The following is a 25676-nucleotide window of genomic DNA, read 5'->3' as shown; positions in this document are numbered from 1 at the left end:
GGAATTTTACGCGATGGCGGGGACGTCTCATACGGTTCATATAGGTGGCTGAGCCCCCCTTTTCTGCGGAGCCGGTTTTGATGAATATCGAAAGCGCTTTGATCGGGCGATGGCAAACCCCAGATTCACAGATGCGTGGCGGGGCAGAGCGTTAGTTGCTTTTTTGCGCGTTGGCGTCACGTGCGAAAGCATGGAATACGTGGCAGCATTTATGCATCGAACGACACTGGCCAATCCCGCGGAGAACGTGCATGAACGATCGAAAACTGCTGGCGCGCACGCCTAAACTTGAAATTGCGTACGTCGATTTGGGTCCAACCGATGGGCCGCCGGTCATGCTGGTCCACGGTTGGCCCGATGCCGCGCGCGCCTGGACAACCGTAGCGCCACGTCTCGCTGCGGCGGGCTTTCGGACGATCATGCCGGACTTGCGCGGCAGTGGCGACACGCGGTTTCTATCGGCGGATTCTGTACGCGACGGCTCCGGCGTGGCGCTCGCGCAGGACGTGATCGACTTAGCCGATGCCTTGGGAATCCATCGTTTCGATGTCATCGGCCACGACTGGGGCGCACGCGCGGCCTATACGCTGGCAGCGCTGTTTCCTGAGCGTATAGGCCGCATCGCCGGACTCGCGCTGGCGTTCCAGCCCAAAGGTTTGTTCGAACTGCCGCACTTCTCGCAGGCGCGGAGGTTTTGGTATCAATGGTTCATGGCACTCGATGACGCCCCCGCAGCAATCGCCGCCGATCCCAAAGGTTTCGCGCGTCTGCAATGGGATACGTGGTCGCCGCCCGGCTGGTTCGACGATGATGAATTCGCGCTCACTGCCGCCGCTTTCGATAACCCCGACTGGGTGCCAATCACGCTCAACGGTTATCGGCGGCGCTGGCGTCAGGGGGAAGTATCCGATCCGGCATACGCTTCGCTGCGGGAGAAACTGGCGACTATCGACCAGCTTTCGACACCTACGCTGATGATCCAGGGCGGCTCCGATTTCTGCGACGAACCGGCTTCGTCGGAAGGGATGAAGAAGAAGTTTACGGGTGGTTATCGGCGGGTGGTCCTGGACGGCGTGGGGCACTTTCCGCCCCGCGAAGCACCCGACGCGGTGGCGGATCTGGTGATCGGGCATCTGCGCGGGGAGTGAGTGCTTTAGCCGAGCGCACCAAAGCTAAGCGCTAACGTACTCATCCGTAGACAACATAGTTGCATAGGCAAAACCCAGCGCCGCCATGAACGCCGCATGCACCTGGGCGGCCGGAACCTTGACGCCGCCGAACTCCATGTCGAGCGTAGCAACGGCATCATGTATGACCGTCGCCTTATAGCCAAAATCGACAGCCGCCCGCGTGATTGCGTCCACGCACATGTGGCTCATCGCACCGGCAACAATCACTTCTTCAATGCCATTGGCGTCCAGAATCTTCTCCAGGTCAGTGTCACGAAAGGCATTGATTTGATGTTTCAGGACGACGTGCTCCCCTTCCTTGTTGATCACTTGCGGAGCGATCGCGGCCCCTTCCGAGCCGGCGACGAAAAACGCTGCGTCGCTCTTCGGCGACTCATGGCGAACATGCACGACGAGGTGGCCAGCAGCACGTGCTGACTGAAGCAGACGCGCCGCATTCGCGGCTGCGGCTTCGATGCCGGTCAACGTCCATTTCCCACCGGGGAAATAATCGTTTTGCAGGTCTACGATGATGAGTGCACGCTTGGACATGTTCTACTCCTGGGTTTGGCGAGAATCGGGAACGTTCTGCGAGACTCAAGAGTAAGCTTCTGCGATGATTTAGTGAATTGGCAGGACTGACAGAAAACGAGGTAAAACTGACAATGGCAAAAAAACCAGCCGTCGTGGAAATAGCATTGTTGATCTATCCGGGGAGCCAGCTTGCCGCTATTCACGGGCTGACGGACCTGTTTTACATTGCGGAGCGCTTATATCAGCGGTCAAACAACGTTGGACATCCAGTGCTCAAGGTAAGCCATGTCCAGTTCGACGCCGGCAGTTCCGCCCCGCCATGGGCAGATTGCGCGCCCGATTTCGTGATTCTTCCGCCAGCACTCGGAACGCTGCCCGTCGGCGATGCTTTCGCTCCGATCGCCACATGGTTGAACGACTGTCATGCGAGAGGGTCCGTGCTGGCGTCCGTTTGCGTCGGGACATTTCTATTGGCGCAAACCGGGCTGCTCGCCAAGCGCTTGGCAACAACGCATTGGTCGCAGGCGCAACTCCTCGCTGAGCGCTTTCCCGACATTCACGTCGATGCCGACAAACTACTGATCGACGACGGCGACATTCTGACTGCGGGAGGCGTGATGGCGTGGGCTGATCTGGGGCTCAGGATAGTCGATCGTCTGCTAGGCTCTGCGGCAATGGTGGAGACTGCACGCTTCCTCCTGGTCGATCCTCCCGGACGAGAGCAGCGCTATTACAGCGCCTTCTCTCCGAAACTCAATCACGGCGACAAGACAATCCTCGACGTGCAGCACTGGCTACAGACAGACGGCGCCAACCATCCGACAATCGCTTCAATGGCTCAGCGCGCGGGGTTGGAGGAAAGAACCTTTCTTCGTCGATTTCAAAAGGCCACCGGTCTTCGCCCGACTGAGTATTGCCAGCATCTGCGGGTCGGCAAAGCGCGTGAAATGCTCGAAACGAGCCAGCAATCGTTTGATCAGGTCGCCTGGAAGGTCGGTTACGAGGATGTTGGATCGTTTCGAAAGATTTTTATCCGGCTGACGGGATTGGCTCCAGGGGACTATAGAAGGCGCTTTCAAACGCAGAGCGAAGGCATGGCCGCCGCGCCGTTTTAGGGGGCATTCAATTCAAACTTCTAAAGAACGGCAGCCGACCCCGAAACAGCATGCCCGATGCGGGTAAGGTGAAACGTGCGGCGCAATTCGAAGCCCAAACGTTCATACAACCCAATCGCAGAACGGTTGTCGCTGAACACGTGGAGAAACGGAGCCTCCCCCAGTTGCTCGATTTGCCTGCCCAAGGTTTTCACGAGCCGGCCGGCAAGCCCTCTTCCGCGCCAGTCTTCATCGACACAAACAGCGCTTATCTCAACGTAACCGTCGGGCCGCATCCGTTCGCGGGCCATCGCAATGAGACGCCCCTGGTCGCGGATGCCGATGTAATTGCCCATCTCACTCGTCCGCTTGCCGAAAGGACCGGGCTTCGTCTTTTGGACGAGATCGAGCATATCTTTCGCATCGGCGTTACTCAGCGGGATCATTTCCTCAGCGTCCATGTCCCGGGCCTCCAGGTGCGTAGCGACCATTTGATGGACGATGCGATGCCCACGTGCGTCATTTGCAGCGCATGGGCTGGAGCCATCGCATCGAATGATTGCAAAACGACTTGCTCGCCGGGCAGCAAAAGCGCGTGGGGCGCCCGGTAGGTAGCCGGGGTTTCGGACGCCAAGGCGGCGAAGGGCGCCACATCGGGATGCTATCGGCGGGCAAACGATTCGCCGAGCCCAAGATGCGCCTGCCGGGTCGTGAGCGCCGCCCAGATCGGGTGGTCGAGGCCGACGTGCATTGCATGATTCATATGCTTTCCCTTTGCAAGAGCCGACTCTGCCGCCGCGGATTGAATGCCTGGCCAAGCGCAACGCGTGTCACATACCCACGCTTTCCTTGATCGCTTGCTCGATGATCGATAACCCCTTATCGATCTCAGCCTCGGCAATGGTAAGCGGCGGAGCGAGACGGAAGACGTCGCCAAGTCCCGGCAACTGCACGATATTCATATGCAGGCCGAGTTCGAGGCAGCGACGTGTGATTGCAGCGGAAAGATCCGGCGCCGGAGATTTCGTTGCTCTATCTCCGACAATTTCAATCCCGAGCATCAACCCGCGTCCACGCACATCGCCGATACAGTCGAAGCGGCTTTGAAGCGTCTCCAGACCGCCGCGCAAACGAGAACCAAGCACACCGGCGCGCTCAACCAGCCCGTCCCGCTCGATGATTTCGATGACCTTGAGCCCGACCGCTGCCGGCATCGGATCGGACACGTGCGTCGTATAAAACAGGAAACCTCGTTCGTGCGCCTGGTCCTCGATGTCCTGCGTCGTCAGCACGGCGGCCAGCGGAAGTCCTGCGCCCAGCGTTTTGGACAAGGTCAGGATGTCGGGCGCTACGTCGTCGCGCTCGCACGCGAACATGGTTCCGGTTCTGCCCATGCCGGTTTGCGCTTCGTCCACGATCAACAGCATGCCGCGCTCGACGCACTTCGCTTTTAGCGCGCGCATATAGCCTTGCGGCAATTCAATCAGGCCACCCGAACTCAGGATTGGCTCAGCGATAAACGCCGCGAGGCTGCCGCAAGATTGCCTGTCGATCAGGTCGAATGCGTAGTCGAGTTCGGCCGCCCAATCGTATGCGCCGTTGCGTTCGAACCTTGGCCGGTACGGATACGGCGCCGGAATGGCGAAGGACCCCACAGCGGCCGGACCGTAACCCTTGCGGCCGGCGCTGTATGTGGCCGATGCTGCGCCGCCAGTCATCCCGTGCCACGATTGGGCGAAGCTCACGATCTCGTACCGTCCGGTGACGAGCTTCGCCATCTTGATCGCTGCTTCGTTGGCTTCACCGCCGGTGCTGAGCAGCAGGGAGCGCTCGAGTCCTTTAGGCGCGATGCCGGCCAGGCGGGTTGCCAGATCCACGACCGGGCGCGAGAGCATCCCGCTGAAAAGGTGCGTGAGATTACGTGCGCTCTCGGCGATAACTTCAGCGATTTCCGGATGAGAATGGCCGAGGATGGCGCTCATCTGTCCAGAGGTGAAATCGAGTATCGCGCGGCCTGTGGAATCATGAACATGGCTGCCGCTGGCACGCTCGATTATGACGGGCGAGAATGATCCGCCGTAGCGGATCAGGTGCTGCTGAGCGTTTGACCAAAAGTCCCGATCGGTTTGTGCTGACATGTCTGTGTCCAGAGAGGCGGGCGGATGTGCCGAAGGTCAATGTAAGCGAACTAAATCGGCGGGTGGAAATGAAAAGTTGTGATGCCTGCCATTCGAGGAGCTGATGCCATCATGTTGCAGCTGGATTTCGATTTGCTCAGGACGTTCGTCGCCATAGCGGATGCCGGATCGCTCACGCGCGCGGCGGCGGAAGTTGGCCGTACGCAATCCGCGCTCAGCATGCAGTTGAAGAGGATTGAAGAGATCGTCGATGGCGCCGTGCTGGTGCGTACCGCACGCGGTGTCGAGCTGACATCGCGCGGGGATCGGCTGTTGTCGCACGCCCGAAGGCTGGTGCGCGCACACGACGAGGCGCTGGTCGACGTGACGGGTCGCGGGCTCACCGGTTCGATCCGGCTTGGATGCCCCGAGGACTACTGCACGGAGTTCCTTCCGGCCGTGCTGCGCGCGATAGCGGCGCAGCATCCGCGGGTCGCGCTGGAAGTCGTCTGTGCGCCTACGCCCTTGCTTGAGAAAATGCTCGATGCACGCCGTGTCGATGTGGCTTTGGTATCGCTCGCCGCGCAGGGAAATCAGGAGCGGGTGATTCGATGGGAGGACCTGGTATGGATCGCGTCGCAGGACTTCTACGCCTCAAGCGACGGACCGCTTCAAATAGCCTTGTCCGCGCCCGAAACACTCGATCATCAGGCGGCGCGGCGTGCGCTCGACAGTGCCAACATCAGCTATCGCGTGGCTTATGAAAGCGTCAGCAAGGATGGGCTACTGGCCATCGTGCGGGCGGGCATAGCAGCCGCTGTGCTGACGAGAGGGGCGGTGCCGGCTGATTTGCGGATCATGCCCGCCGGCGAACTGCTCCCGCCGCTTCCACATGTGGGCATTGCCGTCGTTTCACATTCGGGTCCGGTCGATTCGCTGCTTGTGGAAAATGTGAAGGACCTCATGACCCGCACCTTGAGAACGATGTCGGCGCCTTCGTCCTGATGAGTTCCGCCGGGTGCCATCGAGATGCTTGCGAGAGCCTTTCGAAGGCAACTGCGAACGCTTCGGACGCACGGCTATAATCGTGCTCAATCGTGGCTATGGAAGTTTTATTCGTGAAAAAGATTGCTGTTGTTGCGCTTGTCGCGCTCGTCCTTACCGGCTGCTCGTCCGCTGAAAAGCAGGAGGCGCAAGCCCAGAAATTCGCCCGCAACGAAACCAGCCTTGCCGCCGCTCAACACAATGCGGTAGTCAATTGCGATGCGGCGAACTGCGACGCCGCCTGGGCGCTTACAAAACGCTATATCGAGCAATATTCCGATACGTCGGTGACACGCGCGGACGCGGTCGCTATCGACACCGACGTGCCTTCCGGCGGCGGCAAGGCCAGCTTATCGGCCACGCGTGACGCGAAAGGTTCGGGCGCAACGCTCACCCTCTTTGCGCAGTGCCGCGGCATGTACGGGCAAGACAGCGCAAAAGGTTCGGACTACGACAAGTGCGCCGACAAGATCCTCAAGGCCCAGAACGGATACGCGGCGTTTCTCCAGGCACATGCATCTGGTCAGTAAATGCGTTGAGTGCGCTGCCCGCCCGACGCTGGCACGTGTGAGCGTACTCAACCTTTCTCGCAAATTGCCTGGATAAGCGCGGCGCGCCCTTCGCTCAGGTTGCGGCGAAGGTTCACAGCGGCCTGACCGAACGCCGGACCCATGACCGTCCCGAGAGCGAGCACGGGCGGCGTCGAAGACCGCGCCCGCTCGGCCTCCCGCTCCAGAAACCAGCTAACTCCCGCTTCCGTGCAGTCGGTCCACGACGTGATGCGAAACCCTTGGCTTACGAGGACGGTGCGCATTGCGTCGGCCGACAGGAGGAAGCTCGTCTCCGGCCCGCTCGCCCAAGGCACCGGGTAATGCAGGGGATCTTCAGATGCGGCAACGACATCGAAGATGGCGAAGTGGCCGCCACGGCGCAGCACGCGACGCGTTTCACCGTAGAGAGCATCCCGGTCGGCAATATTCATGGCAACGTGCTGCGACCACGCGACATCGAACGCGTCTGCAGAGAATGGCAGGGAAAGTGCGTTCCCGCGCTGGTAGGCGACCTTGTCCTCGAGACCTGAACGCTCGGCCAGAAACCGGGCGGCGTCGACAAACGACTGACTTAGATCGATGCCCTGCACCGTGCATCCGAAGGTCTCGGCTAAATAACGGGACGGTCCGCCGAGGCCAGATCCTATATCGATAACGCGAGTCGCCTCGGTGATCGGCAGTGCCTCAGACAGTTCAACGGTGGCCGCCAGTCCCCGCGAATGGAACTGATCGAGTTGAGCAAGATCTTTCGCCGAAAGCCGCTTCTCGCCAAGTCCGCTTAAGGCCAGCGCCGCGCGGAGGTGCTCGACCAGGCTCGGTCGCTCATAGTGTTGGGTGATCTCATTGGCTTCGTCCATGGACCTGCTCCGTCATTATTTGCAACAGCGGTCAGTGTAGCGATCGAACACGAAAAACTGTATGGTCGTAAATGCCAACTTTGAAGTCATTTGCGCCATATGCATTTGCATACTTCAACGTGTCAATCGCAGACATGCGCAAGAAGCTCCGACAGCGGTGTACAGTCACAAACCGTGCTCGCAGTTAATAGAGTCCCGTCGCCACGAGCCATCACATCGGCACCCTTGCCCCATGCAAAATCCAAATGTGTCCGTGACCTCCGTCGCGTTGCCGTCCAGTTCACGCGTAACGCGCATGTACGAGCATCCCAGCCTCGCGGATGCCTACACCATCCGCTTGCCGGACAACGCAACCACCGATCCCGAACTACTCGCGCGTTTCATGTTTTCGCATCAAGCAGCATGGGTTGCAAAGCTCCTGCGGGTGCGCGACGCGCTCGTTGCCGGATTCGGCCTCAAGACTGCGAAACGCCTGGCGGAATCTGCACGATCCGAGCAGGATAAGCACGTCTCCATTTTCAGGATCTACGAGCGCTCGGTCGATGAAATTATCCTCGGCGAAGACGACAAGCATCTCGACTTCAGGGTGTCGGTGTTCCAGGAAGCCAGGCAAGAGGTTGCAGGCGGCGGGCGCTACCTGACGGTATCGACTGTCGTGCAATGCCACAATCTTCTGGGCCGGTCGTACATCCTGTTGATCACGCCATTTCATGAAATGGTGGTTCGATCGAGCATGCGCCGCGCTGCGCTTATCGGCTGGCCCACTGCCTCCTGAGGCGCCTTGCGCTCGACGCATCGCGACACATCGACGCTTTCGCGCACGCGAAACCACCTACTCTTCCCGGTCTCCTTAGAGCCGTGAAGTAAACGCGCGTTTTCGTTGGCACGAGTCGATTCGAAAAAACCGGCATCGCCAGCTTAAGTGATCAGCTTCGTCAACGCCGGGACACTCAGTACTGCGGCGTAATATCCCATGAACTGAACGCCGGTGTTAAAGCCGAAGCGCCGGGATAACAGTCCTCCTAAAAGCCCGATCGTCACGATCACGAGGAACCCCAGCAACTGCCCTTCCCACACGCTGATCACCACGATCAACCCCGCGAACGTTGCAATAATCGCTTCATGGCTGAGTCGCCGTGCAACGAACGAAGCCGCACGGTGCGCATAGTTCATCGAAAACGGATACGCAATCAGCGCCGCCAGCACGACCGACAACAAACCGTAGCCGAGGAATTCCCAGCTCGTCATCAATGTGTGCAGGTTGTTCATTTGCCCCGTGGATGTATCGACGAAAAAGCGCGGCGGCGCGTTGAACAACGGTGCCGCCGGACCCGCTGCCACAGGACTCAACGGTAGTCCGAACGCAATCAGTGGAATCAGTGTCTCGGCAATGTACGTAGCCTCGGTCACGCCGTTTCGTGCGGCAATAACCGTGGTCAAACGATGGTACGCGTGCTTGACCCGCGAGCCGACCAGTTCGCCCATCACGACGGTCATCGCGACCGGGCTGAAGACAAACGTTGCGCTCGACACCGCCGCCGTCGCAATGGTCCAGTTTCGCTGCTGACGGTCAAGCACCTTCAGCGGATTGGGAAAGTAGCCACTCCAGCTTTTCACGTCGGGCGCGAGCGAGAACGTCTTGACCTTGTCGCGGCGCATCACAGCGCGATCGGCGGGCGAGAGGATTGAAAACAGGTCGGCAATCAGCGGGCCAATAGCAATGCCCAAAAAATAACTGACGCTGAGTTTCACGCCGTATTTCCCGGTCAGCGCCTGAAGTCCGACGATCACGAGCACGAACGGCACGAGCAGCAACACGGACGCCCATCGGCCCGATGAAAAGTACGCGATCGCAACGGCTGCGGCGAGAAATACCCACGGCGCAGCTTTCGATATCGACGGGCCGAACGGTGCAAGTAACACAGCGAACAACACGGCCAGCGGCACAGCGACGAAAGCCGCGATAATCCCACCCGAAATCATCTTTCTCAGCGCAATGTGCGGCACGCCGAGATTGCGCAGCATGGTCGCTTGCTGAAGCAGGGGCGCCGCGAGCGTGTCGCCTGGAATGCCGAGCAGCGCGGTCGGGATGGCATGCGTCATGTGTTTTGCCACGGCCCCGGCCATGAAGAACGTAAAGACCCCCGCGGGCGGCACGCCGAGCAGCGCGACCAGCAGGGTAAGCGGTGCAAGCGTGGTGGTTTCGTCCGTGCCTGAAATGAGGCCGATGCCGGCGAACACGACGGCGCCGATCAGGCCCATCGATACCGCCACCAGTATCTGGTGAACAAGCGCATCCATCACGAGGATTCCTTACTTGTTTTCGTTTCGATGAAAACGCGGCCTTCATCGAGCGCACGTTTTGATGCCTCGATGCGCTGCTCGTGTTTGAGGAATACATCGTAGAGACCCAGCTCTTTCATCTCTGTGGCCACCGGCAGCGGCAGATCCGCGACAAAGCCAAGGCCGCCCGCCTCGGCCGCGAGTTGATCGAGCACTTCTTCGCGGCGAGCTGTATCGGATGCCTGGTCGACCACTACACGTTTCGGCTTGAACAGCTTCGCGCACACCGCGCCCGCGATCAGGCAGCCGGCGAGTCCCAGCAGCATGGCGTAAGCACGGGTCATCGCGGCGTCGTGGACGAAGAGCGCGAGAAAATAATTGGCCGAGAAAAATGCGCCGAGGCTGATGCCGACGCCAAGCACGACAGACCACGCGAGATGCCGGATATCGACGGTGTCTCCCCACACTTCAACCAGATGGGAAACCCGCGCATCGACGTCTGTACTCGTGCCAACGGACGTGGATCTCAACGCCTCATCGGCGTCCAATACTGAATGCTTCATTGTCTCCTCCGTTTGCGGAAGTTTTTGTTTCGTTATCGCCGTCGTGCCCACGGTCGCTGCTCAAGCGTCGCGAGGTCCGGCAAGCAGCGTCATGGCGTAGTCGGTACGGACATCGTTTGCAGCAACCATCTTTCCAACGACCCAGTCGATATCCACGCCGGCCGCACCCGCGGACATCGCGATATTGCGCGCGTGAAGCGCCATGTGCCCGCGCTGGATACCTTCGGTGGAGAGCGCGCGCAGCGCGCCCATGTTTTGCGCGAGGCCGACGGCCACAGCAATCTCGCCGAGATCCTGAGCCGAGTGCACGTCCATGATCTTGAGGGCGAGCCGCGCGAGCGGATGGGTTTTGGTGGCGCCGCCGACAAGACCCACGGGCATCGGCATCTCGATGGTGCCTACCAGATCACCGTTACGCGCTCTTTCCCACGTGGTCAGCGATGTATATCGACCGTTCCGGCACGCATACGCATGCGCGCCCGCTTCGACCGCGCGCCAGTCGTTACCCGTTGCGACGATCACCGGATCAATGCCGTTCATGATCCCTTTGTTATGCGTCGCGGCGCGGTACGGATCGATGGCCGCGAACAAACAGGCATCAATCACGCCTTCGATCACCTGCTCGCCCGAATACTCCCTGGTCGTCAGCGTCTCGGCGGAGTAACGAACTTGCGCGCGGGCGAGGCGCAGATCGGCGAGGTTCGACAAGATGCGCAGGCGAACCTTACCGCCCGTGATCTCCTCCATGCGTCCCGCCACGGACTCCGCCATCGTATTGACGGTGTTCGCGCCCATTGCATCGCGTACATCGACGATCAGGTGCGCCACCACCATCGCCCCGCGAGGCGTTTCGGGAAACACGTGAACCTCGATGTCCTTGCAACCTCCGCCGAGACCGATCAGCACCTTGTCGCGGCTATTCGCCAGCTGGATCAGTTCTTCCTTGTGCTTGAGGATCGACAAACGCGCGCCGTAAGGATCGCTCACGCCGATGATCTGCACTTGCGCACGCATCAGCGGCGCGGTGCTCGACGTGATGAAACCGCCGCCCTCGCGCGCCATCTTTGCCATGAACGACGCTGCGGCGACTATCGAAGGTTCCTCCACTGCCATGGGCACGAGCACGTCGCGCCCGTTGATCTGGAAGTAGCCGGCTACGGCCATGGGCAACTGGAACGTCCCGATCACGTTCTCGATCATGCCGTTGGCGGTTTCCAGCGAAAGTGCATCGGCGTTGCCAAGCAACGCATGGTCGGCGTCGCTCAGATTTGCTGCCTCGGCAATGTGCTTCAGACGCTGCGCCGGCGACAGCCCGCGAAAATTCGGCAACTTTGAATCGATGTTCACTCGCAATGCTCCTTGGCTTTCGCTGTTATTCATTCGCCCCTCGCGTCCCTGCTTGCGGAAGTGGCTGGATCGAGCGAATAATAGGCCGGCTGTACCCTATTAAAAGGCACACTTACCCGAGACAGCGACCTCACTGTACCCAGAACAATTCAGTCGGACACGGAGCAATCAGGATCATGCAACGCGAAAAGACGGGCCTGCCTCGCTCCATCGCAGACAATTTGGCCAGACAGATCAAAGACGGCCTGCTTCAGGCTGGCGCCAAATTGCCATCGATTAGGGAATACGCTGAGGGGAACGGTTGCTCGAAGAACACCGTTATCAGCGCCTTTGACATCCTGACGGCAAGCGGCCTGATCGAACCGAAGCGAGGGTCGGGATTTTTCGTGTCACGTTCGGTCGACGTACAGCCGGTCGGAGAAGAACCCACCACGCTGGACCGGGCTATGGATGTTGTCTGGCTGATGCGTGAACAGCTGCAGAACAAGCCCGAGTTTCTTAACCTGGGCGAAGGATTTCCGCCGGTTGAGTGGCTGGAAGAAACGCGTCTGGATCAATTCCATCAGCGTGTGGTCCGGACCGGCGTGGGTTCGCTGTTTCGATACGGCAGCCGCTTCGGATATCTGCCGTTGCGCCAGCATCTTCAGCAGAAGCTGGCCGCGTATGAGATTGAAGCCGCGCCGACGCAGATCGTGCTCACGCACGGCGCGAATCAGGCGATGGACATGGTGCTGCGATATTTCGTGCGTCCGGGCGACACCGTACTCGTCGACGACCCCGGTTATTACCCGCTGTTCGGGAAGTTGAAGTTGAGCGGAGCGAACATGGTCGGCGTGCCAAGAGAGATTGATGGCCCTGACATCGCGGTGCTCGAGGAGCACTTGAAAACCTATCGGCCGAAACTTTTTTTCACGCAATCAGTGGGACACAATCCGACCGCGACCGACACGAGCGCCGCGAAGGCGCATCGTATACTCCGGCTGGCCGAAACCTACGATCTCACGATTGTCGAAAACGATGCGCTCGCCGACCTGAAACCACGCTCGCTTACGCGCATCTCGACGCTGGATCAATTGCGCCGGACGATTTATATCGGCAGTTTCGCGAAGTCGGTATCCGCCGCGTTGCGCGTGGGCTTTCTTGCTTGCGACCCGGCGCTGGCAAGCGATCTCGCCGATGTAAAAATGCTGACGCACGTGAGCAGTTCGGAGTATTGCGAGCGCACGCTGGAGGCCATTCTCAGCGATGGCCACTTCCTGCGTCACACCAATCATATGCAGGAGAAACTTCGACGGGCGACCGAAGCGGGGGTCAACGCGCTTCACGCATTGGGCGCGACGATCTATAAGGTCAGCGAACAGAGCCTCTATCTTTGGGCAGCGCTGCCGCATTGCGAGGACTCGATCAAGTTTGCGAAAGCGATGCTCGCGCAATCCGTCATTCTCGCGCCGGGGACGGTCTTTTCGCCTCACGCGGAAAGCGTTTCGCCGTACTGCCGGTTTAACGTCGCGTATCTGAAGGATCCTCGATTTGCGGCCGCGCTCAAAGCACTCGGCTGAGGCGTAGGCACCTCGCTGCTCCCCCTGCGCATTTTGTCGAAAGCAAAAAAAGCCCAACTATGAGTTGGGCGAATTCCATCGGGATCGGAGCGACCCGCTGGAGGAGGTGCTGTTCGTAGATTCGTTAATTCGTTGATTCGATATGGCTAAGTGAATTGAATGAGCGCGCAAGATCACCACGCGCTCACCAACTCTCTTCGAAGCATTTTTCCAAGCCGCCATCGTTTCTGCGCGGCTTGATATTGCGAGCGGCTAACGTCGATTAATGGCGGGAGTAGATCGACGTGCCGTTGTCATTCGAAATTGGGCTCACGACTGCGTGGCCACCCGATGCGGACGTGCCATCGATTACACCGCCGTAGCTGTTGGCAGCGCCGTTTTGCGCAGACACACGCGCTTCGGCAGCCTGAACGTCAGCCGGGTAATACGGGTCATCGCGACCGGGTTGATAGCCCGCCTTTTCAAGCTGGACCAGTTGGGCCTTTACTTCGGCGCGAGTAACGGGCGCGTTCGATTGCGCGAAAGACGACACGGCCGGGATAGCGAGCGCTGCAGCAACAAGCGAGTGAACGAGTTTCATGACCTACCTCCGAATCTTGATTTTCGCCGCGAACAACCCTGTTCGCGTTTCAGTGATTCAAGTGTAGGTAAATGCACGCTTAAGATTAATAGCAGACTGCGCAAGGGATTATTGTTGATTTAGTGTAAACCCTAGCTAATTGAAAGGGAGCCGAGAATGTCGCCATACAAGGGGCCGACGGTCAGCGAACGGCTCCTTTACCGGCAGCGCCGTGTATGGGGCCGGCGCGTTCTTCAATTGCACGCCGAACGGGGTCGCGCAGTCCGAGGAAGAACGCCAGCTCCGCGACGATGAAGAGCGGCCCCACCGCCAGCCCGATGACATCGTCTACGAAAGCCGGCTTGCTGCCTTCGAAATAGTGCCCGATGAACTGGATCACCCAGCCGATAAAAAACAGTCCCAGTCCCCAGGCAAGCCAAGATGCGGTTGTCTGCATCGCGAGCAGCTTTCCCGCCCACACGCTCAGCGCGAGCAAAATGGTCATCAGGATTCCGAACCGCAGGTCGAGCCGAAGATAGAACACGGCGACTGCCGCGGCGAGCAGCATTGCCGGCGACACGCTCAGCGTGCCCGTCACGCCGAGCGCCGGACGGGCGAGTAGCGTGGCGACCGCGACCACGATCAATGGAATGCCGATGAGATGCGAAACGATATTGCGCGAGTCGCGGTGATACACCGCGTACTGTCCAAGCTGGTCAACCAGGGATTTCATAGAGTGCTCTCCGATTCATCGTGAATGGCATGGCTTAGCGTACGCGATGACGGCTTTAACGCGCATTCGTGTTTGCGCCGATACCCTCAGTTGATTCCCCCCTTCTTATTACCTTAGGCGCCTTTCAATCGTTGACTTCCCGGCTCTGAATACTTTATTCTATATAGAGATAAGCTTATATGTAAAAGTAATATAGCGGAGTTTTTCGAGGTAATAAGGCAATGTTGTTCCGGCAATTTTTCGATGGCCAGTCAAGCACCTACACCTACGTGCTCGCCTCTCGGGCAGGTGGGGAAGCGCTCATCATCGATCCCGTAAAAGAGCAGCTCGACCAATATCTGAAAGTGATCGAGCAGCTGGATCTGCGGCTGGTTCATGCCATTGACACCCACACCCATGCCGATCACATCACGGCGCTTGGCGACCTTCGCGATGCCACGCAGTGCACGACGATCATGGGTGAGATGTCGAAGGCGCATTGCGTATCGCAGCATGTGCGTGAAGATGAAATCCTGCGTATCGACGGCATCGCGCTACGCGCGCTCTATACGCCCGGCCACACCGATGAATCGTTCAGCTTCGTCTTGAACCCTTCGGCACCGCAAGCCGTTTTCACCGGCGATGTCCTGCTCATTCGCGGCAGCGGACGAACTGATTTTCAGGGCGGCGACGCGCATCGGTCGTGGGATTCGATCGTCAACAAACTGTTCAAGCTACCCGACGAAACCACGCTCTACCCGGCTCACGATTACAAGGGATGGACCGCGTCGAGCATCGGTGAGGAGAAGCACTTCAATCCAAGACTCGCGGGGAAAACCGAGAGCGAATACGTGGCAATCATGAAGGGCTTGAATCTTCCGAGCCCCAAGATGATGGATGTCGCCATCCCCGCGAACCTGGCATGCGGTCAGCCATCGACGCCCGCAACGCGCCAGGGCTGATCGATGACCCTTCATGCTTCCGCTGCCGTGACGCAAGCAATCGCAGCGGTGCTCTGCGGCGGTTTCGTCAGCTTCTCGCTTGGCCTCGTCGGTGGGGGCGGTTCGATCCTCGCCGTGCCGCTGATCCTCTACGTAGTCGGTGTCCAGAACCCGCACATCGCGATCGGGACCGCGGCGTTGGCGGTCGCGGCCAGCGCCTACATCAACATGATTCCGCACGCGCGCGCCGGGCATGTCCGTTGGGGACCCGCCTTCGCGTTCGCGGCGAGCGGCGTGCTTGGCGCAATGCTGGGTTCGAGCATCGGCAAACTGGTCGACGGCCAGAGGCTTTTGACTTATTTTGCGTTCCTGATGTGCTTCGTCGCGTTCCTCATGCTCCGGCCGCGCCCCTCGGCCACGGCCGTTGCCGGCGCTTACCCGACGCCTTATCCGCGGTTATGCGGAACGGGATTGGGTGCAGGAAGCTTGTCCGGATTTTTCGGGATCGGCGGAGGTTTCCTGGTCGTCCCGGGCCTGATGTTCGCCGGTCGAATGCAGATCGTCGATGCAATCGGCACGTCGCTATTCGCGGTCGGCTCGTTTGGTTTGACAACAGCGATCAACTACTCGCTGTCGGGTCAAGTCGACTGGCTGGTTGCGGCGGAATTTATCGGCGGTGGCGTGGTTGGCGGTTTATTGGGCACTCAGGCGGCCTGTCGCCTCGCACGAAAGCGTGGCGCGCTGAATCGCGTTTTCTCCGCGATGATTATTTCGGTCGCAACCTATATGCTCTATCACTCGTGGCAGGCGCGATAACTTTCGGAGCGCTGACACTGAATCAACTCAAACTCTTAATCGATGCAGGCAAGTCATGACGCAAGCTAAGTTCGCTCCGGGAAGTCCTGTCATCGAGGAATTTGGACAAGCGCATTGGATCGACGGCGCGGTTCACCTGCCGGACGCGAATGCGACATACCGGATCGTTTTTTCGGTCAGCGCGCCAGGCAAGAAGCCCGAGGCGCCTAATGCGGGACTCGAGCGCGTCGCGCGCGCCGTGAACTTGTACCGCATGTCCGGGGTGACGCCGGATCGGCTTCACTGTGTCGCGGTTATCCACGGCGAAGCGACATCGAGTGTCTTGAACGACTCGCCATACCAGGCCGCCCATTCACGGCCAAATCCGAATGCGCGCCTCATTGGAGCGCTGCAAGCAGCGGGCGTTGAAATATCGGTTTGCGCGCAGGCGCTAATCGCCAATGGTTTCCCGCAAGATGCCCTTCTTCCCGGCGTGACGCGCTCACTTTCTGCACTCACGACCATTACCCTTTTGCAAAAAGATGGATATAGCTTGATGCCGTTGTAGATGGCAAGAAGCATGAGGTTGAAATTGAATATAGGTCCGATCGCGTTACCGCTGCACCCGCTGATTTTCGTGTTGAGTATTGCAGTAGCATTACTTGTTGCGCAGTTCGCGAGTCATGGCGAGCCGAAACTTCAACGGGTAATTTTCACCAGCGTATGGGTCGGATTGCTGGTCGCGCGTTTATCGTTTGTCATTCGCTTTTTCCCTGACTTCCAGGACAACTTCCTGAAGATGTTCGATATCCGCGATCTCGGGTTCGACTTTATCGCGGGGATCCTGGCCGGGCTTTGCGTGGCTGCGCGGTTCTTCTTTCGTTTACCGTCGATGCGGAAACCGCTGGTCATCGCGGTATCGTCAGGCGTGCTGGTATGGGGCGTAGCGAATGCTGCCATCGCTTTTTATAGAACACCTGAGACCATTCCTTCGATTGCGTTGATGAATCGCGACGGCGATCAACAAGCGCTCACCACAGGCGACGGCCACCCGACCGTGGTCAATCTCTGGGCGTCATGGTGCGGCCCATGCCAGTCTGAAATGCCGGTGCTCGCGCGCGCACAAATTGACCATCCCGGCGTCAATCTCGTGTTTGTCAACCAGGGCGAAACCGCGAGTCATGTGGATAGTTATCTTGAGTCTCATGACCTGCATATCCAGAATTCCCTACTTGATCCCGCGCACGCAGTGGCGAAAGCCGTGGGTGCTATCGGCTTTCCGACCACGCTTTTCTACGATGCAAACGGCCGGCTGTTATCGAAACACCTCGGCCCCTTCTCCAAAGCAACGTTCAATCAGGCGCTCAACGCGTTTTATCCTTCGCCCTGAAGATGTTTTAGTCATTGACGCCGCTTTGCGGAAAGATCCGGATGATCCAATCGACGAAAGCCTTGATAGCCGCGCCCGCATTCCTCCCGTTCGGATAAACAATTGAAATGGGCACCGGCGCACTTCTCGCGCTTGCCAGAACCTCTTTCAGACGCCCGGTTTCCAGATACGGCGACGCGACAAACTCCGACAACTGGATCAATCCCAGTCCCTCCAGGCCGCATTGCAAATACGCTTCTGTCTCATTGACGGCGAATCGGCTTGGCATGGTGACCGTGACATTCTCACCGTCCACCTTGAAGCGCCAGTCGAGCGGCCGGCCCGTCGCGTTCGCTATATAGTTGACCGCGCGATGATCGCTGAGCGACTCGACGGTATCAGGTTCACCGTACTCCTTAAGATATCGTGGCGCCGCGCAAGTCAACCAGTTCAGTTGGCCCAGCCTGCGTGCGGTCAACGTCGAGTCCGTCAGTTCGCCAGTGCGGATGACGCAATCGATACCATCGTAAATCAGGTCGACCGGGCGATCGCTAAGAACCAGCGTTAGTTCAATGCCGGGAAAAAGCTGTTCGAATTCCCGCAGCCGCGGCAGCACGATCGCGCGGCCTAATACGCCCGGCATACCCGCTCGTATTCGCCCGTGTGGAGTCGCCGCATCCGCTAACAGGCCGCTCTCTGCCTGCGCTATGTCCGAGAGGATCGCCCGGCACGACGCGTAATAACGCCCGCCTGCATCGGTGAGGCTGAGAGTCCGTGTACTTCGCCGAAGCAGCGGCGTACCCAGATGCTTCTCGAGATTCTTGATGACCGTCGTGACCGATGACCGTGGCATTGACAAGGTCTGCGCCGCCTTGCTGAAGCTCTGCGTTTCGACGACCCGGGCAAAGGTTGTCATCGCTTGAAGTTTGTCCATGAACGGCCACGTGTCCGGTTCTATTGCGTCGTTTATTTCGTCGGTGACAGGCAGTTCGAAAACTGAATCGTTCGACATCGTTCGATGTGCGCGCGTTCTCATTTCAGTGACGGCGAACAATGCCGTGCACCCGCGCCACTAGACTTTCGAGTGTCCGGAGGATCTCCCCTTAAACCCACTGCGGAGAAATGAACCGGTGATAACGGGTCGCGTAAACACGCATCCGACAACTTCTCTCAAGCTAAAAAGGGTACTCGTATGTCGCATGCTAATTCTATTCTTGTCCTGGGTGCAGGCGAACTCGGCATGGCCATGTTGCGCAGTCTCGCGGGCCGCGCTACACCGGCAACAGGAATTTCAATCGCGGTTTTGCTGCGCCCATCGACCATCGATTCGCAGGATCTCGCCAAGCAAACAGACATTGCCGAGCTGCGGACGCTTGGGATCGAACTGGTCGCCGGTGATCTGGCGGCGCAATCGGAAGACTCGCTGGCTGCGGTTTTTGAACGCTTCCACACGGTCATCTCGTGCACGGGATTCGTGGGCGGCAGCGGCGTTCAGCGCAAGCTCGCCCGCGCAGCGCTGAAGGCGGGCGTGAAGCGATATTTCCCTTGGCAATTTGGCGTTGACTACGACGTTATCGGCCGTGACAGTCCGCAGGATCTGTTCGATGAGCAGCTCGACGTGCGCGACCTGCTGCGCTCGCAGAATCAGACGGAATGGGTGATCGTATCGACGGGCATGTTTACCAGCTTTCTCTTCGAACCGTCGTTCGGCGTGGTGGATCTCGCGCAAAACACCGTGAACGCGTTGGGAAGCTGGGACATCGGCGTGACCGTGACAACCGCCGGCGACATTGGCGCGCTGACCACCGAGATTGTGTTCGCGGAGCCGCGTATCGTGAATCAGATTGTGTATATCGCGGGCGATACCGTGACTTACCGTCAACTCGCCGATTCAATCGATAAACTACTGGACCTGAATGTCCGTCGCACCGAGTGGAGCGTGCCGGAATTGAAACGCGAACTGGCCGATGATCCGGAGAATTCGATCAAGAAATATCGCGCGGTATTCGCCGAAGGGAAAGGCGTAGCGTGGGACAAGTTGCAGACGTTCAATGCCCAACGCGGCATTGCGGCTTGCGGGCTCGAAGACTGGATGCGCGCTAGTCTTGTGGCGCGCGAAAGCGTTGCCGGTCAGTCATAAGCTCAACCGTACTGCCGGGGCCTTAGATCCGCTGAAGCACGAGCCAGCGGATCGGGTCTGGGCAGCACGAAAAACCTCGCGGCCGCTACGCGTTCACCGTCCGCGCACTCAGGATGCGCGACAGGTTAATTTCGATCCAGTCCGCCAACGACGTCACCTGGCGCGCGACCTCCTCCCCCAGCGGCGTCAGCCGATAGTCAACATGCGGCGGCACTTCGTCATACACAGTGCGAATCACGAAGCCATCGGCGGCCAGCCACTGCAGCGTCTGCGCGAGCATCTTTTCGCTCACGCCATCGACCTTCCGGCGCAGATCGCTGAAACGGCAAGTCTGCTCGAGCAGCACCATCAACACGAGAACACCCCATCGGCTCGTGACGTGCTTCAGCACTTCCCGCGACGGGCAGTCCGCTGACAGCAATTCGCCGCGACGCAACATCGCCGATAACGGCACACCGTCCTGAGCCAAATCAACATTTGAATCCATGGATACTTACCTTCGCGTACGTACTTACGAAAAGTTAGTTTATCCGATACGGTACGGCTTCGGTCCCATTTATTCCAGGAGTTTGATCATGATCGTCGTTACCGGAGCCAACGGCCAACTCGGCCGGCTCGTTATCAAAGCGTTGTTGAAGACCCAATCGGCAGGTGGCATTGTTGCGGCGGTGCGCAGTCCGGAGAAGGCGGCGGATCTCGCCGCGCTCGGCGTCCAAGTCCGTCGCGCTGACTACAACGAACCCGCCACGCTCGACGCCGCCTTCAAGGGCGCGGACAAAGTGTTGCTGATTTCATCGAGTGAAATTGGCCGGCGCGCAGTCCAGCATCGCGCGGCAATCGATGCCGCGAAGCGCAATGGCGTGCGATTGATCGGGTACACCGGTGTGCTGCGCGCCGATACGTCGCCGCTTGGATTAGCCGATGAACATCGCGAGACGGAAGAAGCACTGCGCGCATCGGGCGTACCGTTCGTTTTGCTACGTAACGGCTGGTACACCGAGAACTACCTCCGAAGCCTCGCCGCTGCGCTCGAACACGGCGCGATCCTCGGCGGCGCGGGCGACGGCAAGATTTCATCGGCCGCGCGGGCGGACTATGCGGAAGCGGCAGCGCTCGCGATGACTCGTGATGCGCAGGCTGGGCGCGTTTATGAACTGGCCGGCGATTCCGCCTACACCCTCACCGAGCTCGCAGCCGAAATAACCAGGCAGTCGGGCAAGAAGGTCGAATACCAGAATCTGTCCGAGGCGGACTATAAGGCGGCGCTGGTCGGTATCGGGTTACCGGAAGTGATGGCTGCGCTGCTGTCGGACTCGGATGCGGCTACATCGAAGGGCGCGCTCTTCGACGATGGTCGGCAGTTGAGCCAACTCCTTGGCCGGCCGACGACGCCGCTGGCTACCGTAGTGGCCGAAGCGCTCGCGGCGTGATCGCCAGTCTCTTGTAGTTGGTAGCGATGGCGCGTGTCGGATAGTCAATGGAACCGACACGCGCCGACGGTTCAATGTGTCGGCGGCGTTGCATTGCCTTTCAGCTTTTACTACCCGGCCAGCATGACAAGGAATGCCCATCTCTCACACCTGGCCGTATACTTATCAGATGTAGCGTTTTTTGTTGTCAAACAGCCTCTGCGCTGGTAGCCTCGCTCCAAGCTATTGAAACGACAGCATAAATAACTCATGCCAGCCGCTTTACCATCGTCATCCATTCGCAATGCCGAGAACCGCGCCTCAATCAAGCGGCTTACTCGTGAGCATTTCGCGCTTTATCGCGGATATCTGGATGGCATTTCGGTCGAGCAACTGCACGCTACTTACGGCGATGCCACCACCGACCTCCGGGCGACTCGTCGTTTAATCGGCCTGTTGCGTGACACCCTGTCAGGTGCCGCCCGCCGTACCCGCGATGTCGAAGCCACGCATCTTCTGCGCCTGAGACCAGGCAGCATTCCCGATACACAACGGCTGGCGGCGAGCGAGATGCCATCGCTTGAGGCTTATCGGGAATCCGTCGATCCTGACGGTTTTCATAGCGAAGCCGAGCTGCTGGAGCTGTATCAGGCGGAGTTTTCTCAGGAGAGCACACAGGGCATTGATAGACGCACGACCCGCAATGCCCGCCTGCGCCGGCGCCAGATTGACGCCCTCGCCCGCATGGAAGCCAGCCTGGTCCAGGCTCCGCAGCCCGGCCACCCGGTCGCGAGCTGGCTCGAACCAGCAATTGCCGGCCGTCTTCAGCACACGGGTATTCATACGCTCGGCGATTTGCTCGGATTCATCGAGACGCGCGGCCACCGTTGGTATGCAAGTGTGGCGCGCGTCGGGCCAAAGGCGGCTCGCCGGATTGTTGACTGGCTTGCTCTTCACGCCGATTCGCTCCGTCATACGCTGTCCAGACGCGCGCTCATTCCCCGCCGACGCTTGTTGCAGGGCGATCCGACGCTCGTCCGGCCGCGCCAGAATGGTATCGTGCCGATCGAATCACTGGCTGTACCCGCGGAAATGGACGGTTCTGCCGGCACCAACCGGGCGCAAAACCACCGTTCTTCGTGCCCGCTGGACACGGATTTGCAAGCAATCGACACGTGGCTCGCCACTCGGCAGCACAGCCCGCACACCGCTCGCGCCTACCGCCGGGAGGCGGAGCGCCTGCTGTTGTGGGCAATCAACGAGAAGAAGAAAGCGCTGTCGTCGCTGGATCACGCCGACTGCGCGGGGTATATCGAGACGTTTCTGGCCGATCCGCAACCAGCCGCACGCTGGGTCGGACGGGCGAAAATAGAGCGGACTCATCTCGATTGGCGACCGTTCATCGGCTCCCTTTCTAATCGCAGCCGGGAAACCGCGCGGGCAATTCTTCACGCGATGGGCCAGTGGCTGGTCGAGCAGAACTATTGGGCGCGCAATCCTTTTTCGACTGTCGCGGCAGTGGAAATCGGCGCGCGGATCGACGTTTCAGGGCGCTCTCTCAACCACGGGGAGTGGCAGAGCGTGGTCCAGGCGGCCTCTCGCGACCAGTACTCTCAACGGGGTTTGCGTGATTATCTGGCGCTGAATCTCGCGTACTCGACCGGGCTCCGGCGGGCGGAATTAGCGGACGCAACAACCGGCCGCCTGGTTCGACCCACGCTGGAGAACGACTTGGAGCCCCGGCCTGACGGCGCATCGGCTAGCGCGTGGCAACTGACAGTGCCCGCAAAAGGCCGTGCGGCTCGAACTGTTCCGGTCTCATCAGCGGTAATGGGATTGGTTTTTGAGAGCCTGCGAGCCCGCGGTTTGCCCGTCGACCCCAGTGCCTGTCCGTCCGACACCCCTCTTCTTGCACACTTTCGCACCGGTAATTCGCTGACGCCCGACGGCATGGGACAGGTGTTCCGCCGGCTTTTCTCCTGGGTCGCTGTTCTTTCAACGCCGCAAAATCTGCTCGATTCACGTCGCTGTTTCAACGCGAGCACGCATTGGGTTCGCCACACTCACTCGCACCACGCGCTAGAACGCGGCACGGACTGCCGCGAAGTCCAAATCCGGCTCGGCCACGCTAGCCTGTCCACTACGCTTTTGTATGTGAAAACCAGTCGTCAGGGCGGGATTGCGAACGGTAAAAGCGGCATGTCGCCGACGCGCTGATAGCAACAAATCCCTCGCCGGCGCTTGAATCTACAGACGAAAAGCGCCGCCAAACCCTCGATTCGCCTCAAGTCTTTTCTCAGCTTTCTCCCCTAGGCCTAACAACCACGTGCCTTTGCGGCTTTCGGGCTCGGCAAAGTTTACTTGCGTTTACTCCGTATACCTCTTAGTCTTCGCTTACCGTCGGTTCTACCTTTTAAGGGAGAATCCACGTTTTTGGTAGAACCAGAGCCACCGGGAAGAACGCATGGATATTAACCTTTCGACGCCACCTATCGAGGTGACGCCGGACGACCTCGTCAATTTGGCGGCTCGCTCCGCGAAAATGCTCGAGCGAATTCGCACTCAAATGCTCCAGCCGTTCCCACGGAAGGTCGCCCCGGTGTTCCCGAGCGGCAAACTGCAGGAACTATGCGGCATCGACAAAGCTCGCTTCTCCTATCTGATCAAGAAAGGAGAGCTGCCGCAAGGCACCCAGGAAAAGCCGGGGGCCGCGCGACAATTTACGCTCGCCGAAACCATCGAGTGGGTTCGGGCGGAACGTAAGCCAAGACAACGTCCAGCGGGAAAAGACGGCAAAGTCATTGCGATCGGCAACTTCAAGGGCGGTGTGACCAAGACCACAACCTCCATGGTGCTGGCGCAGGGTTTGTCATTGCGTCACGGCCGCAAGGTTCTCCATATAGATATGGACCCGCAGGGCAGCGCGACCACGCTGTACGGGATCAACCCGCACGCGGAAATCAATGGCGACCAGACTATTTTGCCCTTGATTGAGGCTTACGTCAGTGGCGAATCCTTCGATATGAAGCATTTGCCCATGCAGACGTATTGGGAAAACCTTGACCTGATCCCGTCATCCACGGATTTGTTCAACGCTGAATTCATGCTGCCGGCGCGCGTTCACGCGTCGCCGAGCGCGAAGTTCTGGAACGTGCTGAACGACGGGCTCGCGGAACTCAAGCACGAGTACGACTACATCATCATCGATACCGCGCCCACGCTGAGTTACTTGACCATCAATGCGCTTTTTGCCGCCGATGGAGTCATCGTGCCGGTGATGCCGGACACGCTCTCGTTCGCGTCGATGGTCCAGTTCTGGTCGCTTTTCTCCGACATGGTCTCCGGCATGAAGCAGTTCGGCGAATCGGCCGATGAAGCCAAGGTGTTCGATTTCATCGACATCCTGGTGACGCGCATGCCGAACAAGGCGAATGCGTCCATCGTGCGGGACTGGGTCATTACGACTTACGGCGAGCGCGTCTTGCCCGTCGAAATCCCGGAAACCGACCTTGCCCGAACGACCACGAACGATTTTTCGACGGTGTACGACTTCCCTAACTATGACGGCAATGCCGCGACGCTTCGACGAATTCGCGTGCCGTATGACCAGGTCGTCGATCTGATCGACAGCAAGGTCTGTTACCTCTGGGACAAGGAGTAAGCATGTCTACAGCAGCGAAACAAAAGGCGAAGGCGGCAGGAATTCGACTCGATGACGACGGGATTGATGCACCTTCGGAACCGGTCGCACCGCGCACTGCGCCTGGGCAGCTGATCGGTCTTCAAGGGCGCGTTCACAGCCAGCAGGCTGAAATTGACAAGCTGAAGCGGGCGCTGGAACAGCGAGCGCCCGGCAAGCTCCCGCTGAACAAACTTCACGAGATCCCGGGTCGTCGCCGACGCCTTACATCGTCGGAATACGCCGAGCTTAAAGCCAATCTGTCGGCATACCCCCTCGCGCAGCCTATAACGGTGCGCGAGCGCCACGACGGCGAGTACGACATCGTGGCTGGTCATAACCGGGCTTCGGTGTATCGGGAATTGGGCCGCACTGAGATTGACGGCATTGTGCTGGACATCGATGCGTCGATGGTTGAGTACGCCGCCTTCTTTTCCAATCTCTTGTCGCCTACTCTCTCGGACTTCGAGAAATTTTGGGGCTTCAAGTCGCTTCACGATTCCACCGGAATCACGAAGGAAGATTTGGCAAAAGCGGCAGGCATCAGCGACTCACATGTCGGCCGGATCATGAAGTTTGATTTGCTGCCGGACGAATGCAAGGAACTGCTGGCAACTCGTCCCGAGCGTTTGGGAAGTAACGCTGCAGAGCAAATGGCGAAGGCAGTGGCGGAGGGCCGTGTCGACAAGGTTAAAGCAGCCATCGAGCGACTTTTAACCGACGACACATATACCCAAGCGCAAGCGGTTGCTTCGACGAAGCCGGATCGAGCGCCGCGCGAGAAGCACGAGCCTCTGATTATCAAACGCGGAGCCAAGAAGGTTTGCCAGATTTCGGCTCGAAACGGAGTGATTGGAGTGTCGTTCTCAGGCAAAGCGGCTGACGAAGCAGAGCAGTGGGCCGAACGAATTCACGCGTTTATCGAGTCGGAACTCGAAAAGCAGTGATCCCTAG

26 protein-coding genes are annotated in these 25676 nt (G+C 59.2%); 15 read left to right on the top strand and 11 right to left on the bottom strand.

The features are described 5' to 3' along the window. Window positions 1-251 precede the first annotated feature (251 nt). The gene (locus ACSQ83_RS29325; RefSeq protein WP_436230551.1) at window positions 252-1148 is read left to right on the top strand and encodes an alpha/beta fold hydrolase; all 897 of its coding nucleotides are present in this window, start codon (window positions 252-254) and stop codon (window positions 1146-1148) included. Between the two features lie 24 nt (window positions 1149-1172). Here the strand turns inward: ACSQ83_RS29325 and ACSQ83_RS29320 are convergent, their stop codons facing one another. Beyond that, complete coding sequence (locus ACSQ83_RS29320) at window positions 1173-1721, bottom strand: cysteine hydrolase family protein (protein WP_414951527.1); 549 nt, start codon at window positions 1719-1721, stop codon at window positions 1173-1175. A gap of 113 nt (window positions 1722-1834) precedes the next feature. On the opposite strand from ACSQ83_RS29320, the gene ACSQ83_RS29315 reads away from it, so the two are divergent. Further along, window positions 1835-2818: a GlxA family transcriptional regulator gene (locus ACSQ83_RS29315; protein WP_414951528.1), complete on the top strand. Its 984-nt coding sequence runs from the start codon at window positions 1835-1837 to the stop codon at window positions 2816-2818. 20 nt (window positions 2819-2838) lie between these two features. Here the strand turns inward: ACSQ83_RS29315 and ACSQ83_RS29310 are convergent, their stop codons facing one another. Beyond that, window positions 2839-3258: a GNAT family N-acetyltransferase gene (locus ACSQ83_RS29310; RefSeq protein WP_436230550.1), complete on the bottom strand. Its 420-nt coding sequence runs from the start codon at window positions 3256-3258 to the stop codon at window positions 2839-2841. A gap of 369 nt (window positions 3259-3627) precedes the next feature. Beyond that, complete coding sequence (locus ACSQ83_RS29305) at window positions 3628-4935, bottom strand: aspartate aminotransferase family protein (RefSeq protein ID WP_436230549.1); 1308 nt, start codon at window positions 4933-4935, stop codon at window positions 3628-3630. Window positions 4936-5046: 111 nt separating this feature from the next. Between ACSQ83_RS29305 and ACSQ83_RS29300 the strand changes: the two genes are divergently transcribed. Both ACSQ83_RS29300 and ACSQ83_RS29295 read left to right on the top strand, forming a co-directional pair. Further along, window positions 5047-5919 carry a LysR family transcriptional regulator gene (locus ACSQ83_RS29300; protein ID WP_436230548.1) on the top strand — a complete coding sequence of 291 codons (873 nt, stop codon included), beginning with the start codon at window positions 5047-5049 and terminating at the stop codon, window positions 5917-5919. Between the two features lie 113 nt (window positions 5920-6032). Continuing rightward, window positions 6033-6488: a hypothetical protein gene (locus ACSQ83_RS29295; RefSeq protein WP_414951533.1), complete on the top strand. Its 456-nt coding sequence runs from the start codon at window positions 6033-6035 to the stop codon at window positions 6486-6488. 47 nt (window positions 6489-6535) lie between these two features. Here ACSQ83_RS29295 and ACSQ83_RS29290 read toward each other — a convergent pair whose 3' ends face one another. Further along, window positions 6536-7366 carry a class I SAM-dependent methyltransferase gene (locus ACSQ83_RS29290; protein ID WP_414966363.1) on the bottom strand — a complete coding sequence of 277 codons (831 nt, stop codon included), beginning with the start codon at window positions 7364-7366 and terminating at the stop codon, window positions 6536-6538. Window positions 7367-7598: 232 nt separating this feature from the next. Here ACSQ83_RS29290 and ACSQ83_RS29285 point away from each other — a divergent pair, with 232 nt between their 5' ends. Next, complete coding sequence (locus tag ACSQ83_RS29285; RefSeq protein ID WP_436230547.1) at window positions 7599-8141, top strand: DUF2867 domain-containing protein; 543 nt, start codon at window positions 7599-7601, stop codon at window positions 8139-8141. 143 nt (window positions 8142-8284) lie between these two features. Here the strand turns inward: ACSQ83_RS29285 and ACSQ83_RS29280 are convergent, their stop codons facing one another. From ACSQ83_RS29280 to ACSQ83_RS29270, 3 genes are read right to left on the bottom strand one after another with little or no spacing between them, the layout of a single operon-like run. Continuing rightward, a complete protein-coding gene (locus ACSQ83_RS29280) occupies window positions 8285-9667 on the bottom strand; it encodes a tripartite tricarboxylate transporter permease (RefSeq protein WP_414966361.1) in 1383 nt (460 codons plus the stop codon). After that, window positions 9667-10212: a hypothetical protein gene (locus tag ACSQ83_RS29275; protein ID WP_414966360.1), complete on the bottom strand. Its 546-nt coding sequence runs from the start codon at window positions 10210-10212 to the stop codon at window positions 9667-9669. Before ACSQ83_RS29275 ends, ACSQ83_RS29280 begins: the two co-directional genes overlap by 1 nt. A gap of 60 nt (window positions 10213-10272) precedes the next feature. After that, entirely contained in the window at window positions 10273-11592 is a 1320-nt protein-coding gene (locus ACSQ83_RS29270; RefSeq protein WP_436230546.1) for a hydroxymethylglutaryl-CoA reductase, degradative, read from the bottom strand. A gap of 143 nt (window positions 11593-11735) precedes the next feature. Between ACSQ83_RS29270 and ACSQ83_RS29265 the strand changes: the two genes are divergently transcribed. Further along, window positions 11736-13118, top strand: coding sequence for a PLP-dependent aminotransferase family protein (locus tag ACSQ83_RS29265; RefSeq protein WP_436230545.1), 1383 nt, complete (start codon window positions 11736-11738; stop codon window positions 13116-13118). 262 nt (window positions 13119-13380) lie between these two features. Here ACSQ83_RS29265 and ACSQ83_RS29260 read toward each other — a convergent pair whose 3' ends face one another. Together ACSQ83_RS29260 and ACSQ83_RS29255 are read right to left on the bottom strand one after the other, a co-directional pair. Further along, window positions 13381-13698, bottom strand: coding sequence for a DUF4148 domain-containing protein (locus tag ACSQ83_RS29260; protein ID WP_436230544.1), 318 nt, complete (start codon window positions 13696-13698; stop codon window positions 13381-13383). A 181-nt stretch (window positions 13699-13879) separates the two neighbouring features. Continuing rightward, complete coding sequence (locus ACSQ83_RS29255; RefSeq protein ID WP_414951542.1) at window positions 13880-14410, bottom strand: DUF962 domain-containing protein; 531 nt, start codon at window positions 14408-14410, stop codon at window positions 13880-13882. 221 nt (window positions 14411-14631) lie between these two features. Here ACSQ83_RS29255 and ACSQ83_RS29250 point away from each other — a divergent pair, with 221 nt between their 5' ends. The 4 genes from ACSQ83_RS29250 to ACSQ83_RS29235 are packed head-to-tail and all read left to right on the top strand — an operon-like array spanning window position 14632 to window position 17515. Beyond that, window positions 14632-15351, top strand: a complete 720-nt coding sequence (locus ACSQ83_RS29250) for an MBL fold metallo-hydrolase (RefSeq protein WP_414951543.1) — start codon at window positions 14632-14634, stop codon at window positions 15349-15351. Window positions 15352-15354: 3 nt separating this feature from the next. Continuing rightward, entirely contained in the window at window positions 15355-16146 is a 792-nt protein-coding gene (locus ACSQ83_RS29245) for a sulfite exporter TauE/SafE family protein (RefSeq protein WP_436230543.1), read from the top strand. Window positions 16147-16201: 55 nt separating this feature from the next. After that, window positions 16202-16693 carry a DsrE family protein gene (locus ACSQ83_RS29240; RefSeq protein WP_436230542.1) on the top strand — a complete coding sequence of 164 codons (492 nt, stop codon included), beginning with the start codon at window positions 16202-16204 and terminating at the stop codon, window positions 16691-16693. 12 nt (window positions 16694-16705) lie between these two features. Then, the gene (locus ACSQ83_RS29235; protein WP_436230541.1) at window positions 16706-17515 is read left to right on the top strand and encodes a prolipoprotein diacylglyceryl transferase family protein; all 810 of its coding nucleotides are present in this window, start codon (window positions 16706-16708) and stop codon (window positions 17513-17515) included. Between the two features lie 7 nt (window positions 17516-17522). Here the strand turns inward: ACSQ83_RS29235 and ACSQ83_RS29230 are convergent, their stop codons facing one another. After that, entirely contained in the window at window positions 17523-18428 is a 906-nt protein-coding gene (locus ACSQ83_RS29230; RefSeq protein WP_436230540.1) for a LysR family transcriptional regulator, read from the bottom strand. 258 nt (window positions 18429-18686) lie between these two features. Here ACSQ83_RS29230 and ACSQ83_RS29225 point away from each other — a divergent pair, with 258 nt between their 5' ends. Next, window positions 18687-19634 (top strand): aromatic alcohol reductase, encoded by a 948-nt coding sequence (locus ACSQ83_RS29225; RefSeq protein WP_436230539.1) that lies wholly within the window; start codon window positions 18687-18689, stop codon window positions 19632-19634. Between the two features lie 85 nt (window positions 19635-19719). Here ACSQ83_RS29225 and ACSQ83_RS29220 read toward each other — a convergent pair whose 3' ends face one another. Next, window positions 19720-20121: a winged helix-turn-helix transcriptional regulator gene (locus ACSQ83_RS29220; protein WP_436230538.1), complete on the bottom strand. Its 402-nt coding sequence runs from the start codon at window positions 20119-20121 to the stop codon at window positions 19720-19722. Window positions 20122-20209: 88 nt separating this feature from the next. Between ACSQ83_RS29220 and ACSQ83_RS29215 the strand changes: the two genes are divergently transcribed. The 4 genes from ACSQ83_RS29215 (at window position 20210) to ACSQ83_RS29200 (ending at window position 25669) form a co-directional block, all read left to right on the top strand. Then, window positions 20210-21064: an SDR family oxidoreductase gene (locus ACSQ83_RS29215; RefSeq protein ID WP_436230537.1), complete on the top strand. Its 855-nt coding sequence runs from the start codon at window positions 20210-20212 to the stop codon at window positions 21062-21064. Between the two features lie 249 nt (window positions 21065-21313). Beyond that, window positions 21314-23260, top strand: coding sequence for a phage integrase family protein (locus ACSQ83_RS29210; protein ID WP_436230536.1), 1947 nt, complete (start codon window positions 21314-21316; stop codon window positions 23258-23260). A gap of 247 nt (window positions 23261-23507) precedes the next feature. Further along, on the top strand, window positions 23508-24704 hold the full coding sequence (locus tag ACSQ83_RS29205) for a ParA family protein (RefSeq protein ID WP_414951554.1): 1197 nt from the start codon (window positions 23508-23510) through the stop codon (window positions 24702-24704). A gap of 2 nt (window positions 24705-24706) precedes the next feature. Next, a complete protein-coding gene (locus ACSQ83_RS29200; RefSeq protein ID WP_414951555.1) occupies window positions 24707-25669 on the top strand; it encodes a ParB/RepB/Spo0J family partition protein in 963 nt (320 codons plus the stop codon). Window positions 25670-25676: the final 7 nt, after the last annotated feature.

This window comes from Caballeronia sp. LjRoot29, assembly GCF_964252755.1.
Lineage (GTDB): Bacteria > Pseudomonadota > Gammaproteobacteria > Burkholderiales > Burkholderiaceae > Caballeronia.
This window is presented reverse-complemented; position numbering and strand designations above follow the sequence as displayed.

Coding starts and splice junctions, on each gene's coding strand:
- ACSQ83_RS29325 (WP_436230551.1), top strand. CDS start 252: ATGAACGATCGAAAACTGCTGGCGCGCACGCCTAAACTTGAAATTGCG.
- ACSQ83_RS29320 (WP_414951527.1), bottom strand. CDS start 1,721: ATGTCCAAGCGTGCACTCATCATCGTAGACCTGCAAAACGATTATTTC.
- ACSQ83_RS29315 (WP_414951528.1), top strand. CDS start 1,835: ATGGCAAAAAAACCAGCCGTCGTGGAAATAGCATTGTTGATCTATCCG.
- ACSQ83_RS29310 (WP_436230550.1), bottom strand. CDS start 3,258: ATGGACGCTGAGGAAATGATCCCGCTGAGTAACGCCGATGCGAAAGAT.
- ACSQ83_RS29305 (WP_436230549.1), bottom strand. CDS start 4,935: ATGTCAGCACAAACCGATCGGGACTTTTGGTCAAACGCTCAGCAGCAC.
- ACSQ83_RS29300 (WP_436230548.1), top strand. CDS start 5,047: ATGTTGCAGCTGGATTTCGATTTGCTCAGGACGTTCGTCGCCATAGCG.
- ACSQ83_RS29290 (WP_414966363.1), bottom strand. CDS start 7,366: ATGGACGAAGCCAATGAGATCACCCAACACTATGAGCGACCGAGCCTG.
- ACSQ83_RS29285 (WP_436230547.1), top strand. CDS start 7,599: ATGCAAAATCCAAATGTGTCCGTGACCTCCGTCGCGTTGCCGTCCAGT.
- ACSQ83_RS29280 (WP_414966361.1), bottom strand. CDS start 9,667: ATGGATGCGCTTGTTCACCAGATACTGGTGGCGGTATCGATGGGCCTG.
- ACSQ83_RS29275 (WP_414966360.1), bottom strand. CDS start 10,212: ATGAAGCATTCAGTATTGGACGCCGATGAGGCGTTGAGATCCACGTCC.
- ACSQ83_RS29270 (WP_436230546.1), bottom strand. CDS start 11,592: ATGAATAACAGCGAAAGCCAAGGAGCATTGCGAGTGAACATCGATTCA.
- ACSQ83_RS29265 (WP_436230545.1), top strand. CDS start 11,736: ATGCAACGCGAAAAGACGGGCCTGCCTCGCTCCATCGCAGACAATTTG.
- ACSQ83_RS29260 (WP_436230544.1), bottom strand. CDS start 13,698: ATGAAACTCGTTCACTCGCTTGTTGCTGCAGCGCTCGCTATCCCGGCC.
- ACSQ83_RS29255 (WP_414951542.1), bottom strand. CDS start 14,410: ATGAAATCCCTGGTTGACCAGCTTGGACAGTACGCGGTGTATCACCGC.
- ACSQ83_RS29250 (WP_414951543.1), top strand. CDS start 14,632: ATGTTGTTCCGGCAATTTTTCGATGGCCAGTCAAGCACCTACACCTAC.
- ACSQ83_RS29245 (WP_436230543.1), top strand. CDS start 15,355: ATGACCCTTCATGCTTCCGCTGCCGTGACGCAAGCAATCGCAGCGGTG.
- ACSQ83_RS29240 (WP_436230542.1), top strand. CDS start 16,202: ATGACGCAAGCTAAGTTCGCTCCGGGAAGTCCTGTCATCGAGGAATTT.
- ACSQ83_RS29235 (WP_436230541.1), top strand. CDS start 16,706: ATGAGGTTGAAATTGAATATAGGTCCGATCGCGTTACCGCTGCACCCG.
- ACSQ83_RS29230 (WP_436230540.1), bottom strand. CDS start 18,428: ATGGACAAACTTCAAGCGATGACAACCTTTGCCCGGGTCGTCGAAACG.
- ACSQ83_RS29225 (WP_436230539.1), top strand. CDS start 18,687: ATGTCGCATGCTAATTCTATTCTTGTCCTGGGTGCAGGCGAACTCGGC.
- ACSQ83_RS29220 (WP_436230538.1), bottom strand. CDS start 20,121: ATGGATTCAAATGTTGATTTGGCTCAGGACGGTGTGCCGTTATCGGCG.
- ACSQ83_RS29215 (WP_436230537.1), top strand. CDS start 20,210: ATGATCGTCGTTACCGGAGCCAACGGCCAACTCGGCCGGCTCGTTATC.
- ACSQ83_RS29210 (WP_436230536.1), top strand. CDS start 21,314: ATGCCAGCCGCTTTACCATCGTCATCCATTCGCAATGCCGAGAACCGC.
- ACSQ83_RS29205 (WP_414951554.1), top strand. CDS start 23,508: ATGGATATTAACCTTTCGACGCCACCTATCGAGGTGACGCCGGACGAC.
- ACSQ83_RS29200 (WP_414951555.1), top strand. CDS start 24,707: ATGTCTACAGCAGCGAAACAAAAGGCGAAGGCGGCAGGAATTCGACTC.